At 61.8% G+C, this 4,960-nt stretch carries 4 protein-coding genes; 2 read left to right on the forward strand and 2 right to left on the reverse strand.

The window, feature by feature from the left end; genetic code table 11:
* Positions 1–1,217, forward strand: a 1,217-nt coding sequence (locus EOB36_RS33075; protein ID WP_164897699.1) for a glutamate synthase subunit beta, incomplete at its 5' end; no start/stop codon positions are given.
* Positions 1,218–1,433: 216 nt separating this feature from the next.
* On the opposite strand, the gene EOB36_RS33080 is transcribed toward EOB36_RS33075, so the two are convergent.
* Positions 1,434–2,657 carry a DUF459 domain-containing protein gene (locus EOB36_RS33080; RefSeq protein WP_095484064.1) on the reverse strand — a complete coding sequence of 408 codons (1,224 nt, stop codon included), beginning with the start codon at positions 2,655–2,657 and terminating at the stop codon, positions 1,434–1,436.
* A gap of 117 nt (positions 2,658–2,774) precedes the next feature.
* Positions 2,775–4,001 (reverse strand): lytic murein transglycosylase, encoded by a 1,227-nt coding sequence (locus EOB36_RS33085; protein ID WP_126105124.1) that lies wholly within the window; start codon positions 3,999–4,001, stop codon positions 2,775–2,777.
* Positions 4,002–4,205: 204 nt separating this feature from the next.
* On the opposite strand from EOB36_RS33085, the gene EOB36_RS33090 reads away from it, so the two are divergent.
* Positions 4,206–4,960: UTP--glucose-1-phosphate uridylyltransferase (locus tag EOB36_RS33090; protein ID WP_245467965.1), on the forward strand; the 755-nt coding region annotated here is incomplete at its 3' end.

Below are 4,960 nucleotides of genomic sequence, written 5' to 3' on the forward strand. Positions count from 1 at the left end.
ATGCGATCCGCAACTTGCATTCGACCAACAATTTCCCGGAGTTCACCGGCCGCATCTGTCCGGCACCTTGCGAGGAAGCCTGCACGCTGAACCTCGAGGACATTCCGGTCGCCATCAAGACGATCGAACAGGCGATCGCCGATAAGGCCTATGAAACCGGTCATATCCGGCCCTATCCGCCGGAAAAGAAGACCGGCAAGCGCGTCGCAATCATCGGCTCGGGGCCGGCCGGCATGGCCGCCGCCCAGCAGCTTGGCCGTGCCGGCCACGACGTCCACGTCTATGAGCGCGAGAGCCGGCCGGGCGGGCTGATGCGCTATGGCATCCCCGACTTCAAGATCGAGAAGCACTATATCGATCGGCGCATCGAGCAGATGCAGGGCGAGGGCGTGAGCTTCCATTGTGGGATCAATGTCGGCGTCGACAAGCCGGTGGCGGAGCTGCTCGCCGAGTACGATGCGGTGCTCTATTGCGGCGGATCGGAAACACCGCGCCCTGCCAACATTCCCGGCGACGATCTCGACGGCGTGCATGACGCGATGCCCTATCTGGTGCAGCAGAACAAGCGCGTCGGCGGCGAGCCGATCCAGTCGGTGGCGTGGCCCTCGCAGCCGATCGTCGCCGGTGGCCAGCATGTCGTCGTCGTCGGCGGCGGCGACACCGCATCCGACTGCGTCGGCACCGCGTTCCGCCAGGGCGCCGTCCGCGTCACCCAACTCGACATCCGGCCGCAGCCGCCGGAAAAGGAAGACAAGCTTTCGGTCTGGCCCTACTGGGCAACGAAGATGCGCACCTCGTCCTCGCAGGCCGAAGGCGCCGAGCGCGAGTTTCAGGTGGCGACGCTCGAATTCATCGGCGAGGACGGCGCGTTGACCGGCGTCAAATGCTGCGAGGTCGATGAAAAGCGCAAGCCGGTCGCCGGCACGGAATTCGTCATCCGCGCGGATCTCGCCTTCATCGCCATCGGCTTTGCCGGGCCGGCCGCCGTCGGACCGGTGTCGGAGCTGGGCGGCCAGATGAAGATCGCCATCGACAGCCGCCGCTCGAACAACGTCGAGGCCAATGACCGCGACTATAGGACCAGCGTCGAAAAGCTCTATGCGGCGGGTGATGTCCGTCGCGGCCAGTCGTTGGTCGTCTGGGCGATCCGCGAGGGCCGGCAGGCGGCGCGCTCGATCGACGAGGCACTGATGGGATCGAGCGTGCTACCGCGCTGAGACCGTTTGGAAACTCTACTCCTGCGGCCATCTGAGGGCGTTTTCTGCGCTTCCGGCCTTTGCCGGCCGAAGCACTCATGAGCGGTCGTGGCAGTTAAGGCTACGGCCGGCGTAGGCCGGTGCTCACATACTCGAATGTACGCTCCGCTCCGGTTCTCGAAAACACCCTCATATGACTCACAGTAGCGAGTTTCGAAACGGTCTCCGAGCCTCGTATCAAGGATTGATCGCCGTTGTCGTTTCGTTTGCGGCCGCCGCCGCAGGCTGCGCCCTGGGCGGCCAATGGAAGTCGTCGGCGCGGCCGGGCGAAGCATCTGATGCCTTGCCCTCGACGACGAGTTTTTCGCCGAGCCCGTCCGCCTTTGCCGGCGGCGCTGCGCCGAGAAGCTCCGAACCGCCATCGAGCGCCGGATCGTTGAGCAGCATCGGCACGGTGCGATCGACGGCCATGGGTGCCGGTGCCGGCGCCTCGACGGGAGCGCCCGCCGGCGCATAAGTCGCCGGTGTGCCCGCGGGCGCGGTCATTCCAAGCATCTTCATCAAGGGTTTTTCGGCATAGAAGGCGAGCTTGCGTTTGCCGGCTTTCGACACATAGATGCCGTCGTCGGTGCGTAGGCGCACCGGTTGGCCGTTGATATCAGGCCCACTGGTGACGAAGGCGCCGTCCTCGTCGACGAAACCGTCCCAGATGTCGACGAATTCGCCGCCATGACTTTCGGCCGTCGAGCGGTAGATGTCGTTGAAAGCCAGCATGTCGGAGGTCATCTTCGGCGCCTTGAATGCCGGCATGCCGACCCACAGATACGGTACCTTGGCCGATGCAATGGCCTTGCCGAATGCTTCGGTCCGGCGTTCGTATTCCTTGTCCCAGCCTTCGGACCGCGGCTGTTCGCGCTCATCGTTCACGCGCATTTGCTGCCGATCGTTGGAGCCCAGCATGACGATTACGGCCGCGGGCTTTTCGGTCTCGATCAGCGACTTGATCTGTTCGGGCCAGTTGTAGAAATCGTCACGCACGAAACCGGACGAACCGTTGCTGCGAACGACGATCCTGATTTTGTTGTTTTCGGCAAAGGCGGTATCCAGACCTTCGGCAAGGCCACTCGCCATGAAATCACCGACCACCAGAACGGTGCGGGCATCCGGCGCCTTCTCGACAATGGGGGTTGTCGGCTCAGCCGGCCGGCGCGGCGCGGCGCGGGGCTTTTTTGCCCTGGCCTTCGGCGGCCTGGCTCTCTGAATTTGTCGCGGCGGCGGTTCCACCCGCTCGCTTCGGCGCAGAAACAACAGGTCGCGCAGCGACCAGCCACGCCTTTGTTCTTCCTGCGCTACGGCCGGCGTATGAAAGGCGGCGGCAGTACTGACGGCCAGAACGGCAACAGCCAGAATCAGGATCGGCACGCGACGAAGGATCACCTGGATACGCGCAGCCGAAATCAATCACCCTCTCCATCCCTTAAGAGCGCCGGACCCAAGTCCAACCGTGCCGCCGCTCGAGCATCGGATTGCCAACGGTTTTGGGTCCGATGCTCCAGGTTGTTGTCTCCCTATGCGAGGCTAGTTCTGCCTGAGCCATTTGAGCACTTCCATGCTCGGATGTCCGTCCTGGGTCAAGCCAGCCTTCGCCTGGAAGGCCATGATGGCGGCCTTCGATCCCTCGCCGATCTTGCCGTCGAACTTGCCGTCATAGTAGCCGTACTGGGAAAGCCGCTGCTGAAGCTCTTGCCTCTCCTCGAAGGAGAGCTTCGTGAAAGGCCGCTTCCAGTCCTGCACAAGCCCACCATAGCCGGCGATTTCGTCGGCAAGAAGGCCAACGGCAACCGCGTATTTGTCGGCATTGTTGTAGCGCTTGATGACCGAAAAATTCTTGATCATCAGGAAGGCCGGGCCGCCGCGGCCGCCCGGTACTTTCAGCGTGGCCTTCTCCGCACCACTCTTGAAGGGCTTGCCGTTGACACGCGTGACACCCAGCGCTTGCCATTGCGACAGCGACTTCGATCCGGCCGGGAACTTCTTCCCATCGGGAAGGCTGACTTCATAGCCCCAGGTCTTGCCGGCCTGCCAGCCGTTCTTCCTGAGCAGATTGGCGGCCGTGGCCAATGCATCGGGAATCGAATTCCAGATGTCGCGCCTGCCGTCGCCATCCATATCGACCGCATAGGCCTGATAGCTGGTGGGAATGAATTGGGTATGGCCCATGGCGCCAGCCCATGAGCCGCTGAGGTGGCTTTTGTCGATGTCGCCCCTTTGCAGGATCTTCAGCGCCGCGATCAACTGGGTGCGGGCAAATTTCGATCGCCTGCGGTCGGCATAGCCAAGCGTTGCCAGCGAACGCACGACATTTCGCATGACCTCATCGCGCTTGAGGATTTCGCCGTAGTTCGATTCCATCGACCAGATGGCCAGCAGGATGTAGCGGTCGACGCCGTATTTTGCCTCGATCCTGTCCAGCCAAGGCTTCCACTTCCTGGCCATCTGCTGGCCGACAGCGACCGACTGGTCATGGACGCGGTTGTCGAAATAATCCCAGGCGGGCGCGGTAAATTCGGGTTGATAACGCGCTTTTTCCAGCACGACCGGATCGGCATCGCTGATCCCCTGGAACGCCTGGTCATAAACGGCGCCGGAAACGCCGCTCTGCACTGCGGTGGCGCGGAAGCTCGCCACCCATTGCCGGAAGCCGGCGTCGGCAAAAGCAGATCCGGCGGGCATCAGTAAGGCGAGCGAAAGGCTGGCGGCCGCAACGACGCTGGTGAAGCGCTTTGCGGCGTTGCGAACGGACATCTTTTCCTCCTTCATCATCACAGGAAGATCATTCATCGCCGAAGCCGGTTAGCAATTGGTTTACCATAGGTGCCGTTGGGAACGAAAAGCCGCGTCGGTGCTTTACGAACTACAAATTTTTTTCTGACCAGCCGTTCCATAATCCTCGATTCCGGCACGAAAATGTCTCGAAGCGGGATTGCCGAACAGGCTTACAAACGGATAATTGACAGCATGAAGAGAGTTCGCAAGGCAGTTTTCCCGGTCGCCGGTCTCGGAACCCGGTTTCTCCCGGCCACCAAGGCCATACCCAAGGAAATGCTGACTGTCGTCGACAGGCCAGTTATCCAGTATGTGGTCGACGAGGCACGCGAAGCCGGCATCGAACATTTCATCTTCGTGACCGGCCGTAACAAGGCGGTCATCGAGGACCATTTCGACGTCCAGTTCGAACTCTATGACACGCTCGCCCAGCGCGGCAAGAACGACGAGCTCGCCCGCCTGCAGCGGCTGCAACCCTCGCCGGGGCAGACCAGCTTCACGCGCCAGCAGGTCCCGCTTGGCCTTGGCCATGCCGTTTGGTGCGCCCGCGAGCTCGTCGGGGACGAGCCCTTCGCGCTGCTTTTGCCTGATATGATCATGCAGTCGGAAAAAAGCTGCATGAAGGAGATGGTCGAGCTTTATGCCGAGACCGGCAACAACATCGTCGCGGTTCAGGAATGCGACCCCGCCGAGGCCCATAAATACGGCATCGTCGGTCGCGGCGAGGATACGCATCACGGTTTCCGCATCACCGGCATGGTGGAGAAGCCGAAGACCGGCACGGCACCCTCCAATCTATACATCAACGGGCGCTACATCCTGCAGCCGGAGATATTCGGGATTCTCGATTTTTTCAAGCAGAAGGCGGCATACGAGATCGGCATCGGAATAAACGACAGCGGCCGATTTGCCGCCCAGTTCCATGATGCAGGGTACGA

Source organism: Mesorhizobium sp. M6A.T.Cr.TU.017.01.1.1, assembly GCF_004023115.1.
GTDB classification, from domain to species: domain Bacteria; phylum Pseudomonadota; class Alphaproteobacteria; order Rhizobiales; family Rhizobiaceae; genus Mesorhizobium; species Mesorhizobium mediterraneum.

What these genes read in the sequence shown, in the direction of transcription:
- EOB36_RS33085 (WP_126105124.1), bottom strand. Translation starts at nt 4,001, where the DNA reads ATGTCCGTTCGCAACGCCGCAAAGCGCTTCACCAGCGTCGTTGCGGCC.